Origin of the sequence: Pantoea sp. RG18 (genome assembly GCF_025910075.1) — a bacterium.
In the GTDB taxonomy this organism is placed as follows: domain Bacteria; phylum Pseudomonadota; class Gammaproteobacteria; order Enterobacterales; family Enterobacteriaceae; genus Pantoea; species Pantoea agglomerans.
This window is the reverse complement of record NZ_JAPCIL010000014.1, coordinates 137,136-163,456: the sequence shown is the minus strand read 5'-3', so window position 1 is coordinate 163,456 and position 26,321 is coordinate 137,136. Positions and strand designations below refer to the sequence as shown.

Annotated in this window: 24 protein-coding genes; 13 read left to right on the top strand and 11 right to left on the bottom strand. The window is 57.0% G+C overall.

Annotated features, from left to right (window positions below):
* Positions 1-67 precede the first annotated feature (67 nt).
* The 8 genes from mdcA to mdcH all read left to right on the top strand — a co-directional run bounded on the left by mdcA (position 68) and on the right by mdcH (position 7,131).
* Positions 68-1,723, top strand: a complete 1,656-nt coding sequence (mdcA, locus tag OK409_RS15675; RefSeq protein WP_010253213.1) for a malonate decarboxylase subunit alpha — start codon at positions 68-70, stop codon at positions 1,721-1,723.
* The gene (locus OK409_RS15670; RefSeq protein WP_050680525.1) at positions 1,723-2,583 is read left to right on the top strand and encodes a triphosphoribosyl-dephospho-CoA synthase; all 861 of its coding nucleotides are present in this window, start codon (positions 1,723-1,725) and stop codon (positions 2,581-2,583) included. The genes mdcA and OK409_RS15670 overlap by 1 nt, the downstream gene beginning before the upstream one ends.
* A gap of 8 nt (positions 2,584-2,591) precedes the next feature.
* Positions 2,592-2,891 carry a malonate decarboxylase acyl carrier protein gene (gene mdcC / locus OK409_RS15665; protein ID WP_010253220.1) on the top strand — a complete coding sequence of 100 codons (300 nt, stop codon included), beginning with the start codon at positions 2,592-2,594 and terminating at the stop codon, positions 2,889-2,891.
* Positions 2,884-3,717 (top strand): biotin-independent malonate decarboxylase subunit beta, encoded by an 834-nt coding sequence (locus OK409_RS15660; RefSeq protein WP_031592682.1) that lies wholly within the window; start codon positions 2,884-2,886, stop codon positions 3,715-3,717. The genes mdcC and OK409_RS15660 overlap by 8 nt, the downstream gene beginning before the upstream one ends.
* Positions 3,717-4,517, top strand: coding sequence for a biotin-independent malonate decarboxylase subunit gamma (gene mdcE, locus OK409_RS15655; RefSeq protein WP_022624027.1), 801 nt, complete (start codon positions 3,717-3,719; stop codon positions 4,515-4,517). Before OK409_RS15660 ends, mdcE begins: the two co-directional genes overlap by 1 nt.
* A 133-nt stretch (positions 4,518-4,650) precedes the next feature.
* Positions 4,651-5,610, top strand: coding sequence for an AEC family transporter (locus OK409_RS15650; protein WP_010253228.1), 960 nt, complete (start codon positions 4,651-4,653; stop codon positions 5,608-5,610).
* Between the two features lies 1 nt (position 5,611).
* Positions 5,612-6,232 carry a malonate decarboxylase holo-ACP synthase gene (locus OK409_RS15645; RefSeq protein WP_264367208.1) on the top strand — a complete coding sequence of 207 codons (621 nt, stop codon included), beginning with the start codon at positions 5,612-5,614 and terminating at the stop codon, positions 6,230-6,232.
* Complete coding sequence (gene mdcH / locus OK409_RS15640) at positions 6,229-7,131, top strand: malonate decarboxylase subunit epsilon (RefSeq protein ID WP_010253234.1); 903 nt, start codon at positions 6,229-6,231, stop codon at positions 7,129-7,131. The genes OK409_RS15645 and mdcH overlap by 4 nt, the downstream gene beginning before the upstream one ends.
* On the opposite strand, the gene OK409_RS15635 is transcribed toward mdcH, so the two are convergent.
* The 7 genes from OK409_RS15635 to asd form a co-directional block, all read right to left on the bottom strand.
* Complete coding sequence (locus OK409_RS15635) at positions 7,112-8,047, bottom strand: LysR family transcriptional regulator (protein WP_010253237.1); 936 nt, start codon at positions 8,045-8,047, stop codon at positions 7,112-7,114. The genes mdcH and OK409_RS15635 overlap by 20 nt on opposite strands.
* A 222-nt stretch (positions 8,048-8,269) precedes the next feature.
* Positions 8,270-10,717, bottom strand: coding sequence for a glycogen phosphorylase (glgP, locus tag OK409_RS15630; protein WP_010253240.1), 2,448 nt, complete (start codon positions 10,715-10,717; stop codon positions 8,270-8,272).
* A gap of 19 nt (positions 10,718-10,736) precedes the next feature.
* Positions 10,737-12,170 (bottom strand): glycogen synthase GlgA, encoded by a 1,434-nt coding sequence (gene glgA / locus OK409_RS15625; protein WP_010253243.1) that lies wholly within the window; start codon positions 12,168-12,170, stop codon positions 10,737-10,739.
* Positions 12,171-12,233: 63 nt separating this feature from the next.
* The gene (glgC, locus tag OK409_RS15620; protein WP_010253246.1) at positions 12,234-13,526 is read right to left on the bottom strand and encodes a glucose-1-phosphate adenylyltransferase; all 1,293 of its coding nucleotides are present in this window, start codon (positions 13,524-13,526) and stop codon (positions 12,234-12,236) included.
* A 10-nt stretch (positions 13,527-13,536) separates the two neighbouring features.
* A complete protein-coding gene (gene glgX, locus OK409_RS15615) occupies positions 13,537-15,519 on the bottom strand; it encodes a glycogen debranching protein GlgX (RefSeq protein WP_157353901.1) in 1,983 nt (660 codons plus the stop codon).
* Complete coding sequence (glgB, locus tag OK409_RS15610) at positions 15,516-17,699, bottom strand: 1,4-alpha-glucan branching enzyme (RefSeq protein ID WP_010253252.1); 2,184 nt, start codon at positions 17,697-17,699, stop codon at positions 15,516-15,518. Before glgB ends, glgX begins: the two co-directional genes overlap by 4 nt.
* A gap of 360 nt (positions 17,700-18,059) precedes the next feature.
* Positions 18,060-19,169: an aspartate-semialdehyde dehydrogenase gene (asd, locus tag OK409_RS15605; RefSeq protein ID WP_010671542.1), complete on the bottom strand. Its 1,110-nt coding sequence runs from the start codon at positions 19,167-19,169 to the stop codon at positions 18,060-18,062.
* Positions 19,170-19,386: 217 nt separating this feature from the next.
* Between asd and OK409_RS15600 the strand changes: the two genes are divergently transcribed.
* From OK409_RS15600 to OK409_RS15585, 4 genes are all read left to right on the top strand, one after another.
* On the top strand, positions 19,387-19,980 hold the full coding sequence (locus OK409_RS15600) for a YhgN family NAAT transporter (RefSeq protein ID WP_003853054.1): 594 nt from the start codon (positions 19,387-19,389) through the stop codon (positions 19,978-19,980).
* Positions 19,981-20,107: 127 nt separating this feature from the next.
* A complete protein-coding gene (locus OK409_RS15595; protein ID WP_264367207.1) occupies positions 20,108-20,689 on the top strand; it encodes a hypothetical protein in 582 nt (193 codons plus the stop codon).
* 110 nt (positions 20,690-20,799) lie between these two features.
* Positions 20,800-21,111: a hypothetical protein gene (locus tag OK409_RS15590; RefSeq protein WP_244649727.1), complete on the top strand. Its 312-nt coding sequence runs from the start codon at positions 20,800-20,802 to the stop codon at positions 21,109-21,111.
* Positions 21,108-21,437, top strand: a complete 330-nt coding sequence (locus OK409_RS15585; protein WP_081113823.1) for a DUF805 domain-containing protein — start codon at positions 21,108-21,110, stop codon at positions 21,435-21,437. Before OK409_RS15590 ends, OK409_RS15585 begins: the two co-directional genes overlap by 4 nt.
* Positions 21,438-21,450: 13 nt before the next feature.
* On the opposite strand, the gene gntU is transcribed toward OK409_RS15585, so the two are convergent.
* The 4 genes from gntU to OK409_RS15565 form a co-directional block, all read right to left on the bottom strand.
* The gene (gene gntU, locus OK409_RS15580) at positions 21,451-22,791 is read right to left on the bottom strand and encodes a gluconate transporter (RefSeq protein ID WP_010671538.1); all 1,341 of its coding nucleotides are present in this window, start codon (positions 22,789-22,791) and stop codon (positions 21,451-21,453) included.
* A gap of 2 nt (positions 22,792-22,793) precedes the next feature.
* Positions 22,794-23,330: a gluconokinase gene (gntK, locus tag OK409_RS15575; RefSeq protein WP_033759042.1), complete on the bottom strand. Its 537-nt coding sequence runs from the start codon at positions 23,328-23,330 to the stop codon at positions 22,794-22,796.
* A gap of 140 nt (positions 23,331-23,470) precedes the next feature.
* The gene (gene gntR, locus OK409_RS15570) at positions 23,471-24,466 is read right to left on the bottom strand and encodes a gluconate operon transcriptional repressor GntR (protein WP_010671536.1); all 996 of its coding nucleotides are present in this window, start codon (positions 24,464-24,466) and stop codon (positions 23,471-23,473) included.
* Positions 24,467-24,568: 102 nt separating this feature from the next.
* Positions 24,569-25,264 carry a pirin family protein gene (locus OK409_RS15565; RefSeq protein ID WP_010671535.1) on the bottom strand — a complete coding sequence of 232 codons (696 nt, stop codon included), beginning with the start codon at positions 25,262-25,264 and terminating at the stop codon, positions 24,569-24,571.
* Between the two features lie 348 nt (positions 25,265-25,612).
* Between OK409_RS15565 and OK409_RS15560 the strand changes: the two genes are divergently transcribed.
* Positions 25,613-26,107 carry a GNAT family N-acetyltransferase gene (locus OK409_RS15560; RefSeq protein ID WP_033768045.1) on the top strand — a complete coding sequence of 165 codons (495 nt, stop codon included), beginning with the start codon at positions 25,613-25,615 and terminating at the stop codon, positions 26,105-26,107.
* Positions 26,108-26,321 lie beyond the last annotated feature (214 nt).

Here is a 26,321-nt window from a genome sequence, read left to right as displayed (position 1 = left end):
GTCATCAGAAAGCACAAACTTTCCTCAGTAAAAACGAAACAACCGTTATTTTAATCAGGAGGTTGAAATGAACACAGGCCAAACGCCTGCCCGGGAATGGAACACGCGCCGCAGTGAAAAAGCGCGTCGTCTGGCATCCTTCCCTGTTGATGGCAAAGTCATTCCTACTGAAAGAGCTGTAGAAGCATTTGAAAAACTGATTGCACCGGGCGACCGGGTGGTACTGGAAGGGAATAACCAGAAGCAGGCCGATTTTTTATCACGTACCCTGGCTGAGGTTAATCCGGCGATAGTACACGACCTGCATATGATTATGCCGAGCGTGGGTCGCAGTGAGCATCTGGATATTTTCGAAAAAGGCATTGCCCGTAAACTCGACTTCTCTTTTTCCGGTCCGCAAAGTCTGCGTATTTCTCAGTTGTTAGAAGATGGTCAGCTGGAAATAGGCGCAATCCACACCTATATCGAACTCTATTCCCGCCTTTATGTCGATCTGAGTCCAAACGTCGCGCTGATTGCCGGTTATAAAGCTGACCGCAAAGGCAACCTTTACACCGGCCCGAGTACTGAAGATACGCCTGCCCTGGTGGAAGCCGCCGCGTTCCGTGACGGTATCGTGATTGCCCAGGTAAATGAGCTGGTCGATGACGAGACCGACCTGCCCCGCGTCGATATTCCTGGCTCCTGGATCGATTACATCGTCGTAGCCGATAAACCTTTCTTTATCGAACCGCTGTTTACCCGCGATCCGCGCCTGATTAAGCAGGAACATATCCTGATGGCGATGATGGCGATTAAAGGCATTTACGCCGAACATCAGGTGCAGTCACTTAACCACGGTATCGGTTTTAATACCGCCGCGATCGAACTGCTGCTGCCTACCTACGGCGAACAACTCGGCCTGAAAGGCAAAATCTGTAAGCACTGGACCCTTAACCCGCATCCGACGCTGATCCCGGCGATTGAGAGCGGCTGGGTTGAGAGCGTGCACTGCTTCGGTGGCGAGCTGGGCATGGAAGAGTACATTCGCGCCCGTCCCGATATCTTCTTCACCGGCAGCGACGGCTCTATGCGCTCTAACCGCGCCTTCTGTCAGCTGGCAGGTCAGTATGCGGTGGATATGTTTATCGGTGCCACCCTGCAGGTCGATGGCCTGGCAAACTCCTCAACCGTGACCCGCGGTCGCCTTTCCGGGTTCGGCGGTGCGCCTAACATGGGCCACGATCCGCACGGCCGACGCCATGCCACGCCTGCATGGCTCAATATGATCACCGAACCGGATCCGATGCAGCGCGGTAAAAAACTGGTGGTTCAGATGGTGGAAACCTTCCAGGCCGGTGCCAAACCGACCTTTGTTGAAACGCTAGATGCCGTTGAAGTGGCGAAATCGACCGGTATGCCGCTGGCACCGGTGATGATCTATGGCGATGACGTCACCCACGTGCTGACCGAAGAGGGTATTGCCTATCTCTATCGCGCGGAAAGCCTTGAAGAGCGCCGTGCGATGGTCGCTGCGGTAGCCGGTATCACCGATATCGGCCTTGGCGTCGATGCGGCGCGCGTGGCGGCCCTGCGTAAAAGCGGCAAAGTGGTCTATCCGGAAGATATGGGCATTCGTCGTTCAGATGCGACCCGCTCACTGCTCGCCGCCAGCAGCGTCTCTGACCTGGTGGAATGGTCGGGTGGTCTTTATAACCCACCGGCAAAATTCCGGAGCTGGTAATGAAACTTCTGTCGCAGACTCAAACCGAGGCGCAGGCCAGCCAGCTGGCGATGATTGCGCGCGATTGTCTGACCGATGAAGCGCGGCTAAGCCCCAAGCCGGGTCTGGTAGACAGTCGGGGGAACGGCGCGCATCAGGATCTGACGCTGGCGCTGATGGAGCGTTCCGCTCACAGCCTTGTGCCGACCTTTCTGGCGCTGGCCCGTCACAGCTGGCTGCGTCCTGCTGATATTGCCCTGCGTGAAACGGTGGGTCGGCTGGGCCGTGACGGTGAACAGCAGATGATGGCGGCAACCGGCGGCGTCAACACCCATCGGGGTGCGATCTGGGCGCTGGGACTGCTGGTCAGTGCTGCAGCCATGCACGGTGGCGCGGCCAGTGCCGACCAGCTGACCCGCACAGCAGCCGCGCTGGCCAGCCTGCCCGACCGCGCCGCACCAAAACTGTTCAGCAAAGGGTTAAAAGCGACGCATCGCTATCAGGTGCCCGGCGCACGCGAAGAGGCGCAGCAGGCGTTTCCTCACGTGATGAAGCTGGCGCTGCCGCAGCTGCTGACCAGTCGTGCAACGGGTGCCAGTGAAAATGAAGCCCGCCTTGATGCGCTGATGGCGATCATGACCTCGCTCAGCGATACCTGCGTGCTGTCACGGGCCGGTATGACCGGACTGAAAGCGATGCAGCAGGGAGCACGAGCCGTGCTGCTGTCTGGCGGCTGTCGCACAGCAGGCGGCCAGAAGGCGCTGGCGCAGCTCGATCAGCGCATGCTGTCGCTAAACGCTTCGCCTGGCGGGGCCGCCGATTTGCTGGCCGCGACGCTGTTTATTGATCGGGTCTGTTCACCTGAACATTCTTATTTCTAGAGGCCATTATGGAACACATCACATTATCTTTACCTGCTAACCGCTCACTCAGCGGTAAAGCTCTGGCAGGGGTCGTTGGTTCCGGTGATATGGAAGTGCTGTACACCGCAACTGAAGGACAAACGCTTAGCATTGATATCACCACCTCACTGGATAACAGTGACGCCCGCTGGAAGGCGCTGTTTGACCGCCTGAATTTAACCAACGGTCTGCCTGCCGGAAAGCTGATTATTCACGATTTCGGCGCGACACCCGGCGTGGCGCGTATCCGTATTGAACAGGTTTTTGAGGAGGTGAGCCATGCGTAACGATGCCAGTTTTATTGAATTACGCGCCCGTGAGCGCGCCCGTGCACTGCTGGACGACGGCAGCTATCGCGAACTGCTGGATCCTTTCGAAGGCATCATGTCGCCGTGGCTGGCCCCGCAGGGTGTGGTGCCGCAGTCAGATGACGGCATGGTGGTGGCACGCGGCACGCTGAACGGGCAGCCTGCGGTGGTTATCGCCATTGAAGGCACCTTCCAGGGTGGCAGCATGGGCGAAGTCTCCGGTGCCAAAATGGCGGCGGCGCTGGAACTGGCAGCCGAAGACAACCGCAATGGAATACCCACTCAGGCGGTGCTCTGCCTGGAAACCGGCGGCGTGCGTTTACAGGAAGCCAATCTGGGGCTGGCGGCGATTGCCGATATTCATGCCGCGATTGTCGATCTGCGCCGCTATACCCCGGTTATCGGCATTATTGCCGGTACCGTCGGCTGCTTTGGCGGGATGTCCATCGCCGCTGCGCTGTGCAGCTACCTGATTGTGACGCGTGAAGCGCGCCTGGGGCTGAACGGTCCGCAGGTGATTGAGCAGGAAGCGGGCATTGAAGAGTATGACTCGCGCGATCGCCCGTTTATCTGGAGCATGACTGGCGGTGAAATCCGCTACGCCAGCGGCCTGGTCGATGCGCTGGTCGGTGATGGCGTCAATGCGGTTAAGAGTGCGATGAATGACTGCATCGCCAAAGGCGTTCCGGCGCAGCACCGCAGCGATAAGTATGCCGATTTCCTGCCACGTCTGACACAGTTCGACACCCGTCAGCAGGCGGACACGGCGCAGATTAAACAGCTTTTCGCCCGGGAGGATAAATAATGACCCAGACAAACAGCCGCGGTGCAACCTGGCTGGAAAAACTTGCACCTGATGCGCAGCGCCTCAGCGGCCTGTGTGCCTCTGTCCAGGTGGCGGACGGTGAACTTAATGGTGAAAGCGTGCGCTTTATCGCCGTGGTGCCCGATGCACAAAACCACTATCCGCGTGCCGCGAGGGGCGAAGTCGGTCTGCTGGAAGGCTGGACGCTGGCGAAAGTGGTGAATGAAACGCTGGAAGAGGACAAGAACAGCGACGTGAAACGCCCGATTGTGGCGGTGATCGACGTACCGAGTCAGGCCTATGGCCGTCGCGAAGAGGCGTTCGGTATTCATCAGGCGCTGGCGGGGGCTGCGGGCGCTTATGCCAAAGCACGCCTTGCGGGTCATCCGGTGATTGGACTGATTGTTGGCAAAGCAATGTCTGGTGCCTTCCTGGCGCACGGTTATCAGGCCAACCGCCTGATTGCGCTCAACGATCAGGGTGTGCTGGTGCACGCGATGGGTAAAGAGTCCGCCGCGCGTATCACGCTGCGTTCGGTGGAGGCGCTGGAGAAACTGGCGGCGACCATTCCGCCGATGGCCTATGACGTGAATAACTTCGCCACGCTGGGTCTGCTCTCCGATCTGCTGAACGTGGCCAATCCCGATGCGCCTTCTGACGCCGATGTGGCGATGGTCGAGATCGCGTTGCAGAAAGCCATTAGCGATGCGCGTCAGGATCCGAGCCTGAAAAACCGGCTGGGCGCATCCAATCGCCACAGCTCCTCCCTGGTTCGCGAGCGGATGCGCGCAACCTGGTAATTAAATAAAAAAATAAACCTGCCGAAACCGGTCTGACGGGGCGCATTGCTAAGTGCGCCCCGGGGCAGTGGCCGTGTTCAGAATTATAAACATCGCTGTTAACAGAAAATTCTTTCTTAAATACAGGTGATTTATGATTTATATAATTGTTCATGCCCTTGCTCCGATTTTTGTCATCATGCTTCTGGGTTTCTGGGCCGGTAAGGCCGGAATGGTCAACAACAAAGACGTCTCTCTGCTGAATATTTTCGTCATGGATTTTGCGCTGCCCGCCGCGCTGTTCAGTGCCACTGTACAAACGCCCTGGCCGGGCATCGTGGCGCAATGGCCGCTGATTGTGGTTATTACCGGCGCAATGTGGATTACCTATGGGGCTGTCTATTTCGCGGCTACAAAAGTTTTCAAAAAGTCACCGCAGGATGCGGCTGTGCTGACGCTGACGGTGGCGCTGCCAAATTACGCCGCGCTGGGCCTGCCCATTCTGGCCAGCGTGCTGGGTGAAAATGGTGCCACTTCGCTCTCGGTAGCGGTCTCCATCGCCTGTGGTTCAGTGCTGCTTACACCGCTTTGCCTGCTGATTCTGGAACGTGAAAAAGCGTTTGCCGACGGCACCGAACACGGTTCAACCCTGACCATGCTGCCAATTCTGATGTGGCGTTCAGTGAAAAAACCGATCGTACTGGGACCGTTGATTGGAGTGGTGTTATCAGCGCTGGGCGTTAAAATGCCTGATCTGGTGCTGGCCGCCATCAAACCGCTGGGTCTGGCTGCCACCGCCGCTGCACTCTTCCTGACCGGTGTCATCCTGTCGGCACGCAAACTGAAACTCAACGCGGTGGTGGGCGTCGGCACGGTGACTAAACTGCTGATTCAGCCCTTTATCGCCTGGGGTCTGGTGCTGGCATTGGGTCTCAGCGGTCCTGTGGCCATTACCGCCATTCTGATGATTGCGCTCTCCGCCGGTTTCTTCGGGGTGGTGTTTGGCAACCGCTTTGGCGTGCAGTCGCCGGATGCAGAGGCTGTGCTGCTGCTCAGCTCTATTCTCTGTATTTTGTCATTACCGCTGTTCATTACGCTGACATCAGGAATGTAATATGAGCTCTGTACCGCGCCCCCACGATCTGCTCTGGCTGCGAGACGGCAACGCCTTAGCCGCCATCAGTGAGAGCTGGGTCAGTCAGTTATGGCATCCCGGCCTTCCGGTCGTGGTGCGGCGCGACCGGAGCGAAACCGGGCTGATACCGGTGGGTGTGCGCGGCGAGCGCCGCGAACAGCGCGCCGCCGGATGGGTCAATGCAGCGGATATCGTTCGCGTTGTCACGCCGGAGATGCTGGCAGCGCGTGCGCAGTTGCTTGCCTCGCCGTTCACCGCTTATGCGCCGGTCGGCGCGGCGATTGCCCTCAGTGAGCACGACTGGCCGTGGCGCTGGGGCATTACCGGCAGTACCGGTTACGCACTGGCAACTCAGCAACCCACGCTGCATGCCGCCAGCGATCTTGATTTAGTTATTCGCGCGCCAGAGCCGCTGGCGCGCGATGCGCTGCAACGCTGGCAGGCGCAAACCGACACGCTGGCCTGTCGGGTCGATACGCAGATAGAAACGCCGTCCGGCGCGTTTGCCCTCATCGAGTGGCTGCGTGAAGGCCGCGCGCTGGTTAAAACCGTTACCGGGCCGATACTGACCGCTTCACCCTGGAGCAGGGAGCTACAATGAAAATACTCTTTACCTTTCCCGGCCAGGGCACTCAGCGTGCCGGGATGTTACAGCACCTTCCAGACGGCGACGCCCTGTTAAACAGCGTGCGTGCAGTACTGGGCGACGAGACTGACCAGCTCGACAGTGCCGATGCACTGCGCCACACGCGCGCCGTGCAGCTCAGTCTGCTGATTTGCGGTGTAGCCTGGGCGCGCGAGCTGATCCGCCGTGGGGTGAAACCCGATATCGTCAGCGGTCTGTCGATTGGTGCGTTTCCTGCTGCGGTGATTTCCGGCGCGCTGGATTTCAGTGATGCTCTGCGGCTGGTGGCACTGCGCGGCGATCTGATGGAGCAGGCTTATCCGGAGGGATATGGCCTGACCGCCATCACCGGCCTGACGCTGAGTCGTCTGGAGAAACTGCTGCCCGGCAGCAACACCTATATCGCCAACCTGAATGCGGAAACACAGATTGTAATTGCTGGCCGCGACGAGGATATGGCGGTAGTCGCGCAGAAAGCGCTGGATGCCGGTGCCAGCAAAGCGATTAAACTCGCGGTGAGCGTGCCGTCGCACTGCGCGCTGCTGGATAAGCCCGCCGCAGAACTGGCGCGCGCATTCGGGTCCGTCAGCCTTTCCCGTCCCCATTGCGCTTACCTCAGCGGTTCAACCGGACGCGTGATTTGGGAGCCGGAGAAGATTGCCGACGATCTTGCCTTTAATATGGCGCGTACGGTGCAGTGGAATGATGCGATGGTTTCAGCCAATCAGCGCGATGCCCGACTGGCGATTGAGATGCCGCCTGGCAATGTGCTGACCGGCCTGACGCTTCAGGCGGGCTGGCAGGGCGACGCGATTTGTCTGGAGCGCAACAGCGTTGAGGTTGCACTCCATCTGGTTAAACGGCTGAGTCAGTAAGGCTGCGGGCATACATCCGCCCTTCTGCCGCCAGTGCCAGCAGGTCATTATCCCGTTCGCGGCGATGTGAGTAGACAATCGAGATCTGCTGACGCATCTGGTAAGGCTCAGCGAGCGTCAGCAGCTGAATGTTGTTTTCATACACCTTCTTCATCCGTCCCGGGATCAGTGCCAGGCCGACGCCCGCCTGCACCAGGCTTATCATCGAGAAGATGTCATTCACCTGGGTGACCATACGCGGTTCAAATCCGGCTATCTGGAACGCCTCCTGCGAACCAGCATAGGTGGCAAACCCTTCAGCCAGCGAGACAAAATCACGGTCGGCATAATCACGCAGATCCACCGGACCGGCTCCGTCCCGCGTCTCACCGGCCGGTGTGGCCAGAAAGATCCTGTCCTCAAACAGCGGAATCACATCAAAATGCGCGTCGCTGAGTTCGCCGTCATCGGTGGCGATCAGAATCGCATCCAGCGCGTCATCTTCCAGCATATTCAGCAGCATTTGATTAGAACCCATGGTCAGATCGAGCTCCAGCGTGGGCCGACGCAGCTTCATGCCCATGATCAGCCGGGGAATGGTCTCCAGCGTCAGGGAGTAGAGCGTGCCAAGTCGCAGACGCCCTCCGCCGATGCCTGCGACTTTGCGCGCCTCTTCAATGCCTTTGCCCATCAGGGTGGTCACATCGCGACAGTAGTCCAGCAGCGTCCAGGCGGCAGGCAGTGGCACCAGGTTGCGGCCCTTGTGGATAAACAGCGGGCAGTCGATGCCCTCTTCCAGCGTATGCAGTGCGCGATGCACGCTGACGCTGCTCAGCGCCAGCGCTTCCGCCGTACGGGCGATATTGCCCTTGCTCATAAACATCATGAAGACGCTGAGTTTACGGAAGGTAATTTCCTGGTTGATGTTGTCACTCATTGCTGCTGTTGCCTGTAGGGTCATTTTGCTTTCCCGCATAGTAGCGATTCTCAGCCAGGGTGTAATGATCTGGCTCGCACAAGAGGCACTTACGGAGGCAGAGGCGATAAGAGGCTGAACCTTCTGAAAGAGGAGCGGGATAGACGGTGAGCAAAGAGAGCACAGGAGAGTGCGGCCGATCCCTCGGCCGCAAAGAAAGTCAGAAACCTGACTGCACGCGCCTTACAACCTTACTGGCGAGATATTCCAGATCTCATCAGCGTACTCCTGAATCGTACGGTCCGACGAGAAGTAGCCCATTCCGGCGATGTTTTTAGCCGCGCGGCGTTGCCACTCATCCGGTTTACGGTAGAGCGCATCCACTTTATCCTGGGTATCCACATAGCTGCGATAATCCGCCAGCAACTGGTAGTGATCGCCGAAGTTGACCAGTGAATCGAATAGATTGCGGTAGCGGCCCGGATCCTGCGGACTGAACAGACCGGAAGCAATCTGAGTCAGCACCTGATGCAGCTCTTCATCCTTTTCATAATAGTCACGCGGGTTATAGCCCCCTTTACGCAGGGCTTCGACCTGCGGCGTGGTATTACCGAAAATGAAGATGTTCTCTTCACCGACGTGATCCAGCATTTCAACGTTGGCCCCATCCAGCGTTCCGATGGTCAGCGCGCCATTCAGCGCAAATTTCATATTACTGGTGCCGGACGCCTCTGTCCCTGCGGTAGAGATCTGCTCAGAGAGATCGGCCGCCGGAATAATGATCTGCGCCAGGCTCACGCTGTAGTTCGGGATGAAGACCACCTTCAGTTTGTTCTTCACCTGCGGATCGTTGTTGATCACATTGGCGACATCGTTGATCAGATGAATGATGTGCTTGGCAACGTAATAGGCCGACGCCGCTTTACCGGCAAAGATATTGACGCGTGGCACCCAATCCGCCTGCGGATCGGCCTTGATACGGTTGTATCGGGTGATCACATGCAGCACGTTGAGCAACTGGCGTTTGTACTCGTGAATGCGCTTGATCTGCACATCAAACAGCGCGTTCGGGTCGAGCACCACGTCCAGATTCTTCGCCACCCAGTCGGCCAGCCGACGCTTGTTCTGATACTTGGCGACCGCCACTTTTTCAATAAACGCCGGATAGTCGATCTGCGCCTTCAGCTCCCCCAGCTGGCTGAGATCGGTGCGCCAGTTGCGGCCAATCTCCTCATCCAGCACCTCTGACAGCGCCGGGTTCGCCAGCGCCAGCCAGCGACGCGGAGTGACGCCATTGGTTTTGTTACAGAAGCGACCAGGGAACAGGCGGGAGAAATCGGCAAACAGCGACTGTACCATCAGGTTGGAGTGCAGCTCCGAAACGCCGTTTACTTTGTGGCTGACCACCACCGCCAGCCAGCCCATGCGTATCCGGCGGCCATCGTTTTCGTCGATGATCGAAATGCGCGACAGCAGATCCAGGTCATCGGGATAGTGATCCTGAATGGTCTTAAGGAAGAAGTCGTTAATTTCAAAAATAATGCTGAGGTGACGCGGCAGGATCTTGCCGATCATATCAACCGGCCAGGTTTCCAGCGCTTCGGTCATCAGCGTATGGTTGGTGTAGGAGAAGACCTGACAGCAGACGTCAAAAGCGTTGTCCCAGCTGAATTTATGATCGTCGATCAGCAGACGCATCAGTTCGGGGATCGCCAGCACCGGATGGGTATCATTCAGGTGAATAGCGATTTTATCCGCCAGGTTGTCCCAGGTCTGATGCATCCGCCAGTGACGATTCAGAATGTCCTGCACCGTCGCGGAGACCAGGAAATATTCCTGACGCAGGCGCAGCTCGCGGCCTGAGTAGGTCGAATCATCCGGATAGAGCACGCGCGACACGTTCTCGGAGTGGTTTTTATCTTCCACCGCCGCAAAGTAGTCGCCCTGGTTGAACTTGCCGAGGTTGATTTCGTTGCTGGCCTGCGCGCCCCATAGCCGTAAGGTGTTGGTAGCGTCGGTGTCAAAGCCCGGAATGATCTGGTCATAGGCCATCGCCAGGATCTCTTCGGTCTCCAGCCAGCGCACTTTCGCGCCTTCGTGCTGGACGCGGCCACCAAAGCGCACTTTGTAACGGGTATTGAAACGCTGGAATTCCCACGGATTACCATATTCAAGCCAGTAATCCGGCGACTCTTTCTGCTCACCTTCCACAATGTTCTGTTTGAACATGCCGTAATCATACCGGATGCCATAGCCACGGCCCGGCATCCCCAGCGTCGCCAGCGAGTCGAGGAAACAGGCCGCCAGGCGACCCAGACCACCGTTGCCCAGCCCCGGATCGTTTTCTTCTTCCATCAGCTCGGCCAGATCCAGTCCCATCTCATCCAGCGCCTGGTTGAGATCGTCATAAATCCCCATCGCCAGCAGCGCATTGCCCAGCGTGCGGCCCATCAGGAACTCCATCGACAGGTAATAGACCTGCCGGACATCCTGCGACAGCTGAGCACGGCTGGAACGCAGCCAGCGCTCCACCATCCGGTCGCGCACCGCCAGCAGCGAGGCGTTAAGCCACTCATGCTTATTGGCGATAGAGGGATCTTTGCCGATGGTAAACATCAATTTATAGGCAATCGAATGCTTTAAGGCATCAACCGTCAACGTTGGTGAGGCGTAAGTGAAAGGTGCATTCATATCCAGTTTTCCCAATCCGTTACATCAAACGTTGGTAGAGATCACGGTAGGCTTGTGCTGCCACCTGCCAGCTAAAGTCCATCGCCATTGCCTGGCGCTGAACATAGCGCCAGAGCGAAGGACGGGACCACAACACAAACGCGCGCCGGATAGCCCGAAGCAGTGACCAGGCGTTTGCATCTTCAAAACTGAATCCACTGGCGATGCCGTCGGCCAGATTCTCCAGTGAGCTGTCATTCACGGTATCGGCCAGCCCGCCGGTGCGGCGCACTAACGGCAACGTACCATACTTGAGGCCATAAAGTTGTGTCAGACCGCAGGGCTCAAAGCGACTCGGCACCACAATCACGTCTGCGCCGCCGACAATGCGGTGTGAGAACGCTTCGTGATAGCCGATCTGCACGCCGACGCTGCCCGGATGCTCTGCCGCCGCCGCCAGGAAGCCCTGCTGCAGTTCAGCATCGCCCTGGCCCAGCAGCACCAGTTGACCGCCCTGCGCCAGCAAGCCGGGCAGCGCCTCCAGCACCAGGTCCAGCCCTTTCTGTTTGGTCAGACGGCTGATCACGCAGAACACCGGCGCTTTATCATCTACCTTCAGACCCATCGCCACCTGCAGCTGACGTTTGTTCTCCGCTTTCGCTTCCAGCGTGTCGCGGTTATAACGCGCGCTGAGCAGCAGATCGTGCGCCGGATCCCAGATAGAGGGATCAACGCCGTTGAGAATGCCGCTGAGACGGCCTTCACGCATCCGCTGTGCCAGCAGGGTTTCCATGCCGTAAGCATATTCGGCAGAAGTAATTTCATGGGCGTAAGTCGGGCTGACCGCCGTGATATGGTCGGCGTAAAAAAGTCCCGCTTTCAGGAAGGAGATCTGACCGAAGAACTCCAGCCCGTGCATGTTAAAGAACGACCATGGCAGGCCAATCTCTTCCATGTGGTGCGCCATGAACAGCCCCTGATACGCCAGGTTGTGCACGGTGAAGACCGATTTAGCCGGACGACCACGCGCTTCCAGATAGGCGCAGGTCAGGCCTGCGTGCCAGTCATGGGCATGCACAATATCGGGACGCCACATCGCGTCCATGCCGCACGCCAGTTCACAGCCAACCCAGCCCAGCAGCGCAAAGCGCAGATAGTTGTCGACATACGCAAACTGCGATTCGTCATGGTAGGGACTACCCGGACGATCGTAGAGGCCGGGAGCATCAATCAAGTAGATGCCCACACCGTTAAATTCACCAAATAGCAGACGTACATGACCGGCAAATGTTTCTCGCTCTGTCACGACCTGGAGATCAGGTATGCCTTTGCGCAATGCGGGAAAAGCGGGCAGTAGTACCCGCGTATCCGTGCCGCCCGCAATTTGTGCCTGAGGTAATGCCCCGACTACATCAGCCAGTCCGCCCGTTTTTAGCAGCGGGAAAAGTTCCGAACAGACATGTAAAACCTGCATCCTCGACCTCATTAAGTTATCCGACACGCTCCGCGTGCCGATTGCGTAAGTTTCGCTTATCGCTTACAGCCCCGCTTTGGCCAGCCTGGCCAGCATGGCGCGGGTTACCAGTACGATGCCTTCATCCGAACGGTGAAACCGGCGACTGTCTTCATCCGGGTTTTCGCCAATGACCATGCCTTCCGGTAACTCGCAGGCACGATCAATGACGCAGCGACGCAGACGACACGATCGGCCCACTACCACATCAGGCAGCAGTACAGTTGAATCTATATTGCAAAAAGAGTTAACGCGTACCCGCGGGAACAGCACCGAATTGACCACCACTGAACCGGAGATGATGCAGCCCCCCGAGACCAGCGAGTTCATGGTCATCCCGTGACTGCCGGAACGATCCTGAACAAATTTGGCCGGCGGCAGCGGCTCCATGTGGGTACGAATCGGCCAGGTGACGTCATACATATCGAGTTCAGGCATCACCGATGCCAGGTCGAGATTGGCGCGCCAGTAGGCTTCCAGCGTCCCGACGTCGCGCCAGTAAGGCGGCGCATTGTCATCGTTCTGTACGCAGGAGAGCGCAAAGGAGTGCGCATAGCCTTCGCCGCTTGCCACGATTTTCGGCAGGATATCTTTGCCGAAGTCGTGGTTAGAGCCTGGCGTCTGCAGATCCTCTTCCAGCAGTTCATAGAGATAGTCTGCATTGAAAACGTAGATCCCCATGCTGGCGAGCGCCTGGGTGTCATCACCCGGCATGGTGGGCGGTTTCGCGGGTTTCTCCACGAAATCGATCACCATGTTCTCTTCGTCCACCGCCATCACGCCAAACGCCGTGGCTTCATGCACCGGCACCGGTAAACAGGCGATGGTACATTTCGCCTCGTTGACCACGTGATCCAGCAGCATGCGTGAGTAATCCATCTTATAAATGTGGTCCCCGGCGAGGATCACGATGTACTGCGCCTGATAGCGGCGAATCACATCAAGGTTTTGCGTCACGGCATCGGCCGTCCCGCGATACCACTGTTCGGTCGAAAATCGCTGCTGCGCTGGCAGCAAATCGACAAACTCATTCATCTCTTCATTGAAGATCGACCAGCCACGCTGGATGTGCTGAGTCAGGGTATGAGACTGATACTGAGTAATCACGCCAATCCGTCGGATACCGGAGTTGACGCAGTTGGAGAGGGCAAAGTCGATAATGCGGAACTTGCCGCCGAAATGCACCGCCGGTTTGGCACGTTTGGCCGTTAAATCGACCAGGCGCGTACCGCGTCCGCCGGCGAGGATCAGAGCAACCGTCTGTGTAGGGAGCTGGCGGGCCAGCATCAGGTGATCTGTTCTATCTAACTTAACCATGTCTGACTCCTTATGATTGCTTTTGGAACACGCACACACCGTGTGCGGGACCATGCCAGACAGTTAGCAGGATGGGGTTGTCGTCCCCGGCGAAAGGAGGAAGGGCGCGCCATTCTCCGTCTGGTAACACGATGTCATTCACCGTATCCGTGGCGTTTATTGTTATTAACCAGCGGCCGGACAGCAGGATCTGCAATCTGTGCATCCCCTGTGCCCATTCATCGTGTTGCAGTGGCTGGCCACCGGCATTGAGCCACTGCACATTGCCGTCACCGTCCTGCCACCAGCGATCTGCCGTCAGCGCCGGAATGCGCTGGCGCAGCTCGATCAGTGCAGCGGTGAATCCGACTAATCCCTTCTCATCCGCCTGCCAGTCAAGCCAGCTCAGGGCGTTGTCCTGACAGTAAGCGTTGTTATTGCCACGCTGGGTGTGGCCGCGCTCATCGCCTGCCAGCAGCATCGGCGTGCCCTGTGACAGCAGCAGCGTCGTCAGCAGTGCCCGCACGCTGCGACGGCGACGTTCAATCACGTCGAAGCTGACGTTCAGCCCCTCTTTGCCGTGGTTGTGGCTGTAGTTATCGCCGTGACCATCACGGTTATCTTCCCCGTTCGCTTCGTTGTGTTTACGTTCGAAGCTCACCACATCCCACAGCGTAAAGCCGTCGTGGGCGGTGATCAGGTTAACCGTGGCGTGTGGCGACCGGTCATCATGCTGGTAGAGATCGCTGGAGGCGGCAAAGCGACGGACGAACTCGCCGTTGCTTATGTCGCCGTGCAGCCAGTAACGTCGCGCGGTGTCGCGAAACTGATCGTTCCATTCGGCAAACGGCGGCGGAAAACGACCAACCTGATAGCCGTCAGGGCCGATATCCCAGGGTTCAGCAATCAGCTTGACCTGAGAGAGCAGCGGACAGGCGCGTATCGCCGCAAAAAATGGCGCATCACGCTGGTAATCCGGTGTGCGGCCCAGCACCGGCGCGAGGTCAAAGCGGAAGCCGTCGACGTGGCAGACCCGCACCCAGTAGCGCAGCGCCTCTAAAGCCCACGTCATCACCTGCGGATGATGGATATTCAGCGTGTTGCCGCAGCCGGTCCAGTTCTGATAATCGCCCTGCTCATCGAGCCAGTAGTAGCTGGCGTTGTCGATGCCGCGCATGGAGATTGTCGGGCCAATCTCATCCAGTTCAGCGGTGTGGTTGAACACCACATCCAGCAGCACTTCGATACCTGCGGCGTGCAGGTTTTTGACCGCCTGCTGAAACTCCTGCAACGGCGTCACGTCCGGCTGACCGGAGGCGTAACGGGGATCCACCGCCCAGAGCGCAAAGGGGTTATAGCCCCAGTAGTTGCTGAGACCGAGCTGCAGCAGTCGCGGCTCGCTGGCGAAGTGCGCCACCGGCAGCAGCTCAAGGGTAGTAATCCCCAGACTGCGCAGGTAATTCACCATAACAGGATGACCGAGCGCCGCGTAAGTCCCGCGCAGCGTTTCCGGAATTTCCGGATGCTGCTGCGTCAGGCCGCGCACGTGGGCTTCGTAAATCACCGTGTTACCCCAGGGAATACCCGGTGCGACGTCGTCCTGCCAGTCAAAATCCTCCGCGACTACCCGTGACTTCGGCGCAATCGCCGCGTTGTCATGCGGATCGGGCTGCGCCTCGCCGCCATGAAACAGCGGGTCATCCGGTACATCGCCCTCAACCGCGCGGGCGCAGGGGTCAACCAACAGCTTCGCCGGATTAAAACGGTGTCCCTGCTGCGGGGCCCAGGGACCATGCACCCGGTAGCCGTAGCGCTGTCCTGGCTTCAACGCCGGAACATAACCATGCCAGATATCCCCGCTGCGGCCAGGCAAGTCAAGACGCTGTTCTGCGCCCTGCTCATCAAACAGGCAGAGCTCTACGCGCCCGGCATGCTGTGAGAACAGAGTGAAGTTAACGCCTTTGCCATCGTAACTGGCACCCAGCGGTTCGGGATCTCCGGCAGTAATGGTCATTCAGCCTCCCGCACCAACCATACCGTTGCCAGCGGCGGCAGATTGAGACTCAGCGACTGCGGTCGCCCGTGGCTCTCCTGCTCATCGGTATGCACACGATGGTTGCGCACGTCGCTGCCGTGATACTCATGCTGATCGGTATTCAGCACTTCACGCCAGTAGCCAGGCTGGTTAACGCCAAAGCGATAGCCCGGACGCGGCACCGGCGTAAAGTTACTGACCACGATCACTTCGTTGCCTTCACGGTCACGACGGACAAAGGCGAAGACGGAGTGTTCCGCATCGTTTACCACCAGCCACTCAAAGCCTGCCGGATCGAAGTCGAGCTGATGCAGCGGCGTGTAGTACTGATAGGTGTGGTTGAGATCGCGCACCAGACGGTGAACGCCGTGGTGCCAGTTGTCGTCCCCTTCCAGCAGATGCCAGTCGAGGCTGACATCGTGGTTCCACTCGCGACCCTGGGCAAATTCGTTTCCCATAAACAGCAGTTTCTTGCCGGGGAAGCCCCACATCCAGCCGTAGTAAGCACGCAGGTTGGCGAACTTCTGCCATGCATCGCCCGGCATACGATCGAGAATCGAGCGCTTACCGTGCACCACTTCGTCATGCGACAGCGGCAGCACAAAGTTTTCGGTGTAGTTGTACATCATGCCGAAGCTCATCAGATCGTGATGGTGCTTGCGGTAGATGGGATCGACCTTCATGTAGTCGAGGGTGTCGTGCATCCAGCCCAGATTCCATTTGAACCAGAAACCCAGCCCACCGTCTTCGGTGGGACGCGTCACGCCAGGGTAGTCCGTCGACTCTTCGGCCATGGTCACCGAACCGGATGCCACGGTGCCGAGCGTACGGTTGGTGTGACGCAGAAACTCAATCGCTTCCAGGTTCTCACGGCCGCCATACTGATTCGGCACCCATTCCCCTTCGCTGCGGCTGTAGTCGCGGTAGATCATCGACGCCACCGCATCCACACGCAGGCCATCAATGCCAAAGCGCTCCGTCCAGTAGAGCGCGTTGCCCGACAGGTAGTTGCTCACTTCCCGGCGACCAAAGTTGTAGATCAGGGTATTCCAGTCCTGGTGAAAGCCTTCACGCGGGTCGCTGTGCTCATAGAGCTCGGTGCCGTCGTATCTTGCCAGACCGAAATCGTCGCTGGGGAAGTGGCCCGGCACCCAGTCGAGCAGCACGTTGAGGCCCGCCTCATGGGCGGCGTCAATGAAGGCGCGGAACTCGTCACGGGTACCAAAACGTCGGGTCGGCGCATACATGCCCAGCGGCTGATAGCCCCAGCTGCCATCAAACGGATGTTCGTTGATCGGCAGCAGTTCGATATGGGTAAAGCCCATCTCTTTGACGTAGGGCACCAGCTGTTCAGCCAGCTCTTTGTAGCTCAGCCAGAAGTTGTTGTCGGTGTGACGACGCCAGGAGCCCAGATGCACTTCATAGATGGAGATCGGCGCGTCAAAGGCGTTGGCCGCCTTGCGCTCTGCTTTCATCTCAACCGGCTCTGGCAGACCACAGATCATCGACGCAGTTTGCGGACGCATCTGCGCCTCAAACGCGTACGGGTCCGCTTTGATGCGCAGTTCGCCATTGGCGTCGATGATTTCATACTTGTAGAGCTGGCCGTTGACCGCGCCCGGTACAAACAGCTCCCAGATGCCCAGTTCCTGACGCAGACGCATCGGATGACGGCGGCCATCCCAGAAGTTGAAATCGCCAACCACTGACACGCGACGGGCGTTGGGTGCCCAGACGCAGAAGCGGGTGCCGAAGACGCCATCGATGACGTCACCGTGCGCGCCCAGCGTCTCATAAGGGCGCAGGTGCGTCCCTTCTGCCAGCAGCCACAGATCCATCTCCTGCAGCAGCGGGCCAAAGCGATAGGCATCGTCTACCAGGTTTTGCTGGCCGTGCCAGTTCACCGCCAGCTGATAGCGGAACGGGTTTTTGCGGCGTGGAATGACGCCACTGAAGAAGCCACGTGCATCTTCACACACCAGCTGAGCCAGTTTGCGCCCGGTGGAGGTTTCAATGACCCACACTTCAAGCGCTTCGGGGAGCAATGCCCTGACTTCAAGGCCTTGCTGAGTTCGGTGCATCCCTAGTAACGAAAAAGGGTCGGCATAATTACCCGCAAACAGGGCATTGATCGCATCGCGATCGGGAAGCTCTGACATGACTTTCTTCCTGTGATAATTGGCAGCCGAAATGAACGCGACACAGCCTGTCGCGGTTCACCTGCGCTGCTCTTCATTGAGCCATACGTACAACGACAAAGAAGTCAGGCCATTCCGTGGGAAAAGTGTTTTTGCCGTGTACCACAACCATTTAATCCGGAAAGCACAAGCGTTACCTGTGGCACATCATGGTTAAATCATAGCTTGGTCACGGCACTTGCCATGGACTAAAGCAAAATAATCTTTACCGACCGGCAAAAAAGGGAAGTTGATCACTGAGTAAGCGAAACGGCAGATTGTTTCGTGTACGACAAAAACAAAAAAGGCCGGATAAATCCGGCCTTTGGCGATGTTTTCTGTTTAGCTGGTTAACAACCGCAGCATGCGACGTAGCGGTTCGGCTGCGCCCCATAACAGCTGGTCGCCCACTGTGAAGGCAGAGAGATATTCCGGCCCCATATTCAGTTTACGCAACCGGCCAACCGGCGTGGTCAGCGTACCGGTGACAGCGGCGGGCGTCAGTTCACGCATCGTCAGTTCGCGGTCATTCGGCACCACTTTGACCCACTCATTGTGAGAGGCCAGCAGCTGCTCAATTTCAGCCAGCGGCAGGTCGCGTTTCAGCTTCAGCGTAAAGGCCTGGCTGTGGCAGCGCAGTGCCCCGACGCGCACGCACAATCCATCCACCGGAATGACGTTACGGGTGGCGAGGATCTTGTTGGTCTCCGCCTGGCCTTTCCACTCTTCGCGGCTCTGACCGTTTTCCAGCTGTTTGTCGATCCACGGAATCAGGCTGCCCGCCAGCGGCACGCCGAAGTTATCGGTCGGCAGGGTGCCGGAACGGGTGAAGTCGGTCACGCTACGCTCGATGTCGAGGATGGCGGAGGCCGGGTTCTGCAGCGCAGGCGCAACGTGATCGTGCAGCATGCCCATCTGGGTCAGCAGTTCACGCATGTGGCGCGCGCCGCCGCCAGAGGCCGCCTGATAGGTGGCAACCGAAGCCCACTCCACCAGGTCCTGAGCAAACAGGCCGCCCAGCGACATCAGCATCAGGCTGACGGTACAGTTACCGCCGACAAAGGTTTTGATCCCACTGTCGATGCCCTGGCGAATCACCGCATGGTTGACCGGATCGAGGATGATGATGGCATCATCTTTCATGCGCAGCGTGGAGGCCGCATCAATCCAGTATCCCTGCCAGCCGCTGGCGCGCAGCTTTGGATAGACGTCACTGGTGTAGTCGCCGCCCTGGCAGGTAATAATGATATCCAGCGCCCGCAGCGCCTCAATATCAAACGCATCCTGCAGTGTGCCCTGCTGTTTGCCCGCAAATGCGGGTGCCGCCTGACCATGCTGCGACGTCGAGAAGAAGACCGGATTGATTGCATCAAAATCACGCTCTTCACTCATGCGGGACATCAGCACAGAGCCGACCATACCGCGCCAACCAACAAAACCTACATTCTTCATGTCGTGTCCGTCTAAGGCAGTTACACCTGCTTTTCATTTCAGAGGAGAGAGCGGCGTGCTATTTTCACGCCGCTCTGCGTAATAATAAGATATACCTGTGTCCCTTCACTCTACAAAATGCAGGCCGGGTAGCAAGTGAATTAATTCGATTACGCTAACTTTTTCAGCAGCGTAACTAATAACTCCGCTTTTTCGTGAACAACATGGCGTAAAACCGATGACTGAAATGATTTCAGCGACAATATTATTGTTGTTAATTATGGATCCGCTGGGCAATCTGCCGATTTTTATGTCGGTTTTAAAGCATCTGGAGCCGAAACGGCGGCGAGTGGTGCTGATCCGTGAAATGTTGATTGCTCTGATCATCATGCTGCTGTTCCTGTTTACCGGTGAACGCATCCTGGCATTTTTGAATCTGCGTACTGAAACGGTGTCGATTTCCGGCGGGATCATCCTGTTTCTTATCGCCATTAAAATGATTTTCCCGTCGGCGGAAAGCAGCAGTTCTGGTTTACCGGCGGGTGAAGAGCCCTTCCTGGTGCCGCTGGCGATCCCACTGGTGGCCGGGCCATCGCTGCTGGCGACGCTGATGCTGCTGTCGCATCAATATCCGCATCAGATGTCGCACCTGGTCGGCGCGCTGCTGATCGCCTGGGGCGTGACGGTGGGTATTCTGCTGATGTCAGGTCTGTTCCTGCGGCTGCTGGGTGATAAAGGCGTGAATGCGCTGGAGCGGCTGATGGGATTAATACTGATTATGCTGGCAACTCAGATGTTCCTGGACGGCATTCGGGCTTATCTGAAGTTATAAGCGCACCTTTGTCCTTTTACCCTGACAAGCCGGCAGGTAGCCGCATTAATTCAGCCTGTTTATCACAAAGTTACGGCATTGAAATGAACAATAATATTTATATAATGCTGTAAAAAAGGAGATATCTATGGCGGGCAGTATCGAAAATTATGCCGGGACAGGCGTGTTTATTATCGTTGAGCGGCTTTACAGCAGGGATGCGCCGAACTGGCATGGTGTTGGCGCCTCCATGGTGCAGATTCACAAAATGGTTTACCAACTTTATCATAAACAAGAAGTTTATCTGGAAGGCAAGAAGATCGAACCCGACAGCGCGACGGTTTGGCAGCGTTTAAAAATCCTGTTTGGCGCGGATTTGGTACAGAAAAATGCAGCCGATAACAGTACCTGCTTTTCCCTCGACTATGCAGGTTCCCGCTTTGTCACTACGCCTTTTTCAGGCATCGACTCAAAAAAAATCCCGGATTTTTTGACCAGAGAATATACCCTGCCTGGCCGCAACGTACTTGCCTTTGGCAGCGATCCCTTTCCGCATGTCGGCCTTTATGGCCGTTCAGATGCCCGCTTTGTGATGGCGGAAGGCGGTAAAGGTGACCCGACCGCCGCCGCGAAATACGATGCAAAAAGTAAACAGCTGGTGATGGTGGACCCCGGAAAAGAGCTGCCGCAGCTGATGCAGCGTCTGAAAACCCGGAGGGAAATGCAATGAGGTTGTTATTACCCTTTTTTTTCGGCGCGCTCTATCTGATAACAGGTTACGTCTCCCTTCAGGAAGTGCTGCAGTATGCCAACAGCGGCCATTCAGGGGTGATCACAGATATGCGCAGTTATCTGGTTGCCCCGCTACTCTGCGCGTTGCTCTGGCTGCTGGTTTATCTGGTAGCCTGGTGGGGTTTCAGAAAAATTGCCTTCCTGTCCGCGGCTAAAGAAACAGCCTTTCAGGCACTATTCTTTCTGGCAAATATATTCTGTTTAGCTGGCCTGACCGTATTATCCGTCTCGGGCCGGAAAGCGGCGTTGAATGACGTGCAGCTGATCCATCTTGACGTCACTGATTTTGCCTGGGTTTACTTACTTGCCGCCGCCATTACGCTGGTTGTTTTTGCTCTGATAAGAAGAAAATGGGCATGAACAGGCTGCTGCAGATTATCAAAAGCTGTCTGCTGAGCACGTTTAACTATGAGGGGCGTGAAGGAAGGACGAGCTATTTTATTTTCCTGCTGTTTCAACTGGTCTGGTTCTGCAGTTATCTGCAATGGTTTACCGGGCCACAACATGAAATAGGCTTAATCGCGCTGCTGCTGTTTATTTTGCCTGTATTTTCCTGTGGGGTGAGGAGAATAAATGACTCTGGCTATTCACGCGGCATCATTGTTCTTTTGGTAGTGGCGCCTTATCTGCTGTTCCCTTTTTTACTCTTCCCCCGCTCGCGGGAAAAAAACCTGACGGGCCGATAGCCCGTCGGGTTGGTCAGGAAAGCAGTTCGAAAGCAATCATACCTACGATAGCCCCGGTAGTGCCGAGAATGGTTTCCATCAGTGTCCAGGTCTTTAGCGTTTCCGCTTCGCTGGCCCCGGTGAAGCGACCAAACAGCCAGAACCCGGCATCGTTCACATGGCTGATAATGATTGAGCCACCGCCGATGCAGATCGACAGCGCCGCCAGCTGAGCGCCGCTGTAGTGCAGCGGTTCAATCACCGGCATGATTAAGCCCACCGTGGTCAGACAGGCGACCGTCGCCGATCCCTGAATCACCCGCACCGCACCCGACAGGATAAAGCAGGCCAGCGCAATTGGCAGTCCTGCGCCGGTCAGCGCATTGCCCAGCACCGGACCCACGCCGGAGTCCACCAGCACCTGCTTAAACACGCCGCCCGCGCCAATCACCAGCAGGATAATACCGGCCGGTTGCAGCGCGCTGCCGCACACCTGCATTACCCGCTCTTTATCCATACCCTGACGGTAAGCCAGGCCATAAATCGCCACCAGCAGCGCCAGCAGGATTGCGGTGAAGGGATGGCCGATAAATTCCAGCCACTCATACAGGGTGGTGCCTTCGGTCGTGAAGCGTGCGCCGATGGTTTTCAAGCCAACCAGCACCAGCGGAAACAGAATCAGTGAGAGGCTGAAGCCAAACGACGGCAGCTTGCTCTCATCGACATCCGGTTGATGATCTTCCGGCGGCGCGCTGAACGAGACGTGGTTGCCAATGAAGTTGCCAAACAGTGGCCCGGCAATCAGCATGCCCGGGATCGCCGCACAGAGACCCAGCAGGATCATCCAGCCAAAGTCTGCGTGCATCTGCGAGGCCAGCAGCATCGGGGCCGGTCCGGGCAGCAGAAACGCCGCCGCTGCGGCCACACCGGCAAACAGCGGGATCACCAGCTTCACCAGATTGCCGCCGGTACGCCGTGCCACCGCAAAAGCGATGCTGATCAACAGCACGACTGCCACCTCAAAAAAGAGCGGCAGCGCGCAGATCAGACCGGCAATGCCCATCGCATAATGGGCACGGCTCTGACCAAAGGTTTTCAGCATCCGGATGGCGATCTGATCAACTGCACCGGTTTCATGCAGGATTTTGCCGAACATCGCGCCCAGCGCGACCACAATCGCGAGGAAGCCGAGCGTGCCGCCCATCCCCTTCTGCATGGTTTCAGCGATCTGATTCAGTGGCATGCCGGAGAACAGCCCGGCACCGATGGACACTAACATCAATGCGACGAAGGCGTGCATACGGGCCTTCATCACCAGGAAAAGCAGCAGCAGGACGGAGCCTGCTGCGGTCAAAACGAGTGTTGCGGTATTCATCTCTAACCCTGGCTGATAGCGTCCTGGATAGTCGCAACCGTAGCTGCCACCACATCGTCCAGTGAATGCGCGATATCCACCACCAGTACATCCGGCTCGTCCCGCCCTGGCTCTTCCAGCGTCGCAAACTGCGTTACCAGCATCTGCGGCTTGAAGAAGTGGCCTTTACGCGCTTTCAGGCGGGCTTCGATGGTGTCGAAATCGCCCTTCAGGTAGACGAAACGCAGATTGTCATTTCCCTGACGCAGGATGTCGCGATAACTTTTCTTCAGGGCTGAACAGACAATCACGGAAATCGCCTGGGTGCGCTGCATGGCAAACGCGGCGTCGTTCAGTGCCTGTAACCACGGCTGGCGATCGTTGTCATCCAGCGGATGACCATCGGCCATCTTCAGGATGTTGGCGCGTGGGTGGAGAAAATCACCGTCAAGAAAGGCTGTATTCAGCTGGTGAGAGACCTGATTGGCGACGGCAGACTTTCCGCTGCCTGAAACGCCCATCAGGATAAAAACGTGATGCGACGGGGATTGCGTTGTCATTTTTCTGCTCCGGCAGGTGAGAATTTGCCAATGTTACCGATAACAATGTCGTTTCTCATTCTCCTGGCCGCTTAACAGCCTGGCAACCTTTTTACCAGGAAATGCATGAAAGTGTGAGCTGACTCATAAAAACGCCACAATCAGATGCTGCCACCTTCACTGATCTCAAAACCGACATCCAGCGGCTGGCAGACGCTGGTTTCTCCGGCAATGCGCGCCAGCAGCAGCGCCGCAGCTTCACGCCCCATGCGGTCGCGTGGCGTCAGCACTGTCGCCAGTTGTGGCGTGACAACCTGACTGATGTCATGGCCGTGGAAACCGGCAATCGCCATCTGAGAGGGCACCTGCAATCCCTGGCGCTGGCACTCAAACATCGCGCCGACCGCCAGATCATCATTGGTACAGAACAGGCTATCTGTTTCAGGATAGAGACGTTGCGCCTCACGCAGCAGATCACAACCGGCGCTGAATGAAGAGGCATCTTCCATCATCACACTGCGTGGCGTCAGCCCCGCTTCGCGCATCGCGATTTCGTAACCGCGCTGCTTCTGCAGCGTACGTTCATCCAGGCGTGCGCCAAGGTAGACGGTATGACGATGACCTTTGCTGAGGATCGCCTGCGTCATCTGCCGGGCCGCTTCAACGTTATCAAAGCCTACCGCCATATCCAGGCAGGGCGTGACGCTGTCCATCACCTCAATCACCGGGATACCGGCCACTTCCAGCATGCGCAGCGTGCCTGGTGTATGGGTGCGTTCGGTGAGGATAACCCCATCAATGTTCCAGCCCAGTAGCGAGCGCAGTTGCAGCTCCTCTTTTTGCGGGTTGTAACCAAAGTGGGCGACCAGCGTCTGATAGTTGGCTTCGTCAGTGACGGCTTCGATGCCGCGCAATACGTCAGCAAAAACCTGGTTTGTGAGTGACGGCAGCAGTACGCCAATGGCGCGGCTGGTGGCGTTAGAAAGCATATCGGGGGCGCGATTGGGGATATAACCCAGCTCATCCAGTGCCACCGCAATCTTATCCCGCAGGGCAACGGAGACCTGCTCTGGATTACGCAGGTAACGGCTGACGGTCATTTTAGTAATGCCGACGCGATCGGCAACGTCCTGTAATACCGGTCTTTTCTTCTTCATCGTAGCGCCTGGGATCGCCCTTAAAGCTAAAGTACGATGAGTCTATCACTTTTCTGTCACAAAATTGCCAACCGGGCGCGACGATGCGCGCCCGTTATCTGCTTAGACCGGTGGCAGATCAAACAGCAGGACTTCTGCAGCCGAGCTGGCTTCAATGGTCAGCGCGCTTTCGTCCCAGATCGCCAGGGCGTCGCTGGTGGTGATCGCGTTGCCGTTAACGGTAACATCACCTTTCACCACCTGAATCCAGATACGACGTCCCGCATCAATCGCGACATTGTCCTGTTCGCCGGCAGCCATTACCCATCGCGATAAGGTCATGTCCTGAAAGACTTTCAGCGATCCTTCACGGGCATCCGGGCTTAACACCAGCTGACGTCCCTGCACATCCGGGAAGCGGCGCTGATCGTAACGTGGCTCGATACCGGTACGCTCAGGAATGATCCAGATCTGATAAAGGTGCAGCGGCTCGCTTTCGCTGGCGTTGTACTCAGAGTGACGTACGCCGGTGCCGGCGCTCATGATCTGGAACTCCCCTGCCGGGATCTGCTCTTTGTTGCCCATGCTGTCCTGATGCTCAACCGTACCGGAGAGCACGTAGGTCAGGATTTCCATATCTTTGTGAGGATGGGTACCAAATCCCTGACCGCCATCAATCACATCTTCGTTGATGACCCGCAGCGCGGAGAAACCCATAAAGTTCGCATCGTGATAGCTGGCGAAAGAGAAAGTGTGCCAGCTATCCAGCCAGCCATGGTTTGCGTGACCGCGTTCTTCAGCTTTGCGTACATAAATCATGTTCAAATCTCCTCAATGTTTTTTATAGTCTGTCCCTGAGGCGGTCTGATTGATAGCTGAAAAACTTCACGCCTCTGTTCAAAATAGTTGAATGAGCATTGAGCAGTGGCTGAAAAGCACTGAAGAAGGGCAGGCAAAAAAAAAGCCAGCGGATAAGCTGGCTAAATAATACTGGAAGCAATGTGAGCAATGTCGTGCTTTCTCAGGCTGTCGGGCGACCTCCCGAGAATGCATGACAATAATAATCATTATCATTCGCGTCTGTAAAGTCATTTTCACATTTTTTACCCTGATTAACGCGGTGAATACCTTGATGTTTAAAGGGTTTAATGGGCTAAAGGAGAAACCATGAGTGAAATAGTTGTCCGCCACGTCACGCCTGAAGATGCTGCTGCGCTTCACAGGATCTACGGTCAGCCAGATACCCAGGCCAGCACACTCCATTTGCCCCACTCATCACTCCAGATGTGGCATACCCGTCTCGCGACGCCTCAGCCCCATGCGCATCTGTTGGTGGCCTGTATCGATGATGTCGTCGTCGGTCAGTGTGCGCTGCATGTGGAAGAGCGCGCCAGACGGCGTCATGTGGCCTCACTGGGTATGGGCGTGGATGAACGCTATCGTCAGCGTGGCGTCGGAACCGCACTCATGCGTGAAATGGTCGCGTTGTGCGACAACTGGCTACAGGTGAGCCGAATGGAACTGACCGTGTTCGTCGATAATGGCCCGGCTATCGCCCTTTATCAGCGTTTCGGTTTTGAGATTGAGGGAACGGCTAAAGGCTTCGCAATGCGGCACGGTGAACTGATCGACGCGCATTATATGGCTCGGGTTAAAGCCTGACGTGTGGAAGCAGAAAGAGCAGCGAAGGCGCCCTTTCTGCTGATAAACCCTGACAAGGTTCGCTGTCAGTTAGCGCCTGCGCAGGAAACAGGGTCAGATCGGAAAGACGCAAAAGCCGTCATCCATGACATGCTCGGCCCGCGCCGTCCTGGCGCGGGACGCTTTCCTCTTCTGACCCAGTTCCCTGCGCGTTAAGCTTATTTATTGCTGTCAG